General features: G+C 68.0%; 2 protein-coding genes. Both read left to right on the top strand.

Features of this window, described 5'->3' with window-relative positions:
- Positions 1-109: 109 nt before the first annotated feature.
- A complete protein-coding gene (locus ACWCXX_RS41395; RefSeq protein ID WP_451136495.1) occupies positions 110-340 on the top strand; it encodes a hypothetical protein in 231 nt (76 codons plus the stop codon).
- 28 nt (positions 341-368) lie between these two features.
- Complete coding sequence (locus tag ACWCXX_RS41390) at positions 369-593, top strand: helix-turn-helix domain-containing protein (protein WP_451136493.1); 225 nt, start codon at positions 369-371, stop codon at positions 591-593.
- Positions 594-1,403 lie beyond the last annotated feature (810 nt).

Here is a 1,403-nt window from a genome sequence, read left to right as displayed (position 1 = left end):
CGGCGGAGCCAACCGCCCGCGGTCCTGGTTGGAGCCAGTTACCAAAGTTCGTACACGCCGCACCGGCGTGAGTCAGAAAGGGGCTTCCATGTCCTCCCACCGATCTGCAATGGCCTGTACCGCCGGCATCCGCCCCCGGCTCGGCTCAGGAGAAAGCGCCGTCATCATCGTGATGACGATGCTCGCGACCACCCGCGACATCCCGCTGCAAGAGGCGGCCACCGTGCTCGGCAGCTCCGGGCTGCTCGGCGTACTGCTGATCCGCTGCACCCGGACCGGCCTGCCTGCCGCAGTGCTCCGCAAGGCGGGACGCGTCCTGCTGGCCCCGGCCCAGGGGTAACACAGTGCCGGCTCGACGGGGGCGCCCGATGGCGCCGATCGACGATCCCAACAACGGCGTCGGCCGACTCGCCCGCGAGCTGCGCGAAGCCCGTTCCCGGCGCGGCCTGACGCGCCGGGAACTCGCCAGCAGGATCAACCGCTCGCTCACCACGATCCAGCGTGCTGAAGCGGGTGGAGCCGCAGATGGCGACGATGACCGGGAGACCGAGGTCCCGCTTCGCGGCGAGGAAACGCTGTTCGGGAGTGTGTAACTGCTGTGACATGGGTTTCCTTGCTCAGTCAGAGGGATGAACGGTCGGGGGCGGAGATGAGAAGGCAGGGCCGGTTGGTCCGCAGCTTGCGGACCAACCATCCGCGGAACTGTGTGCGGTGGCTCACCCGGGCCTGCTCGGAGCCGGGCGCCCGGGGAGCACAGGAATCCGGCGGGGGCGGCCTTGCCCGTCGCGTCGAACTGCGCGGCGGGGTGCCGCGTCAGGAGACGGGCTTCCACACTGCAGCGACTCTCAGCAACGGTACTCGCGACAGTTGAATACGCGAGCCCACCAGTATCGGGGCCGGATCCCTCGCGGAACTGGCAGCTCCGGCTGGCCGGAGCTGCCAGTCGTAACCGTAAAAATGAGTCCCGTCAGCCCCGTTGCTTCGGCGAAGGGTGCCCTGACCTGCTCTTTTTTGGCGGGACTCAAGCCTCGATTGGGGAGCCGCCCCCTCAGCAAGGGGCCCGTACGTCCCAAACGTTTCGCCCGGGCATCACAGTGCCTTGCCTCGGCGGGGCAAGGCAGTTTTCCGGCCGGGCGGCAGGTGCCCTTACTCGCGGGCCTGGTGGGGGCCTCCCGAGGGCGGGGGCGGAGCGGGACCGAGCTCTGCTCCTGCCTTTCAGACCCGAGCTCAGACCCGCAGCAAAAGCCCAGGTCAGAGCCTCCCTTCCTGGCGGGGCGGGGCTGACGGGACTCTTGCTCGTAGTTATCACCTAAGAGTTGTCCCGTAAATGATCTCTGACGTGGCTGGTGGCCTGCTGGTTTCTGCGTTACCCGGCCAGGACGAGGTTGTGCAGGCGGGCGATG

It is taken from the genome of Streptomyces sp. NPDC001732 (assembly GCF_053596315.1).
This window is presented reverse-complemented; position numbering and strand designations above follow the sequence as displayed.

What these genes read in the sequence shown, in the direction of transcription:
- ACWCXX_RS41395 (WP_451136495.1), top strand. Translation starts at nt 110, where the DNA reads ATGGCCTGTACCGCCGGCATCCGCCCCCGGCTCGGCTCAGGAGAAAGC.
- ACWCXX_RS41390 (WP_451136493.1), top strand. Translation starts at nt 369, where the DNA reads ATGGCGCCGATCGACGATCCCAACAACGGCGTCGGCCGACTCGCCCGC.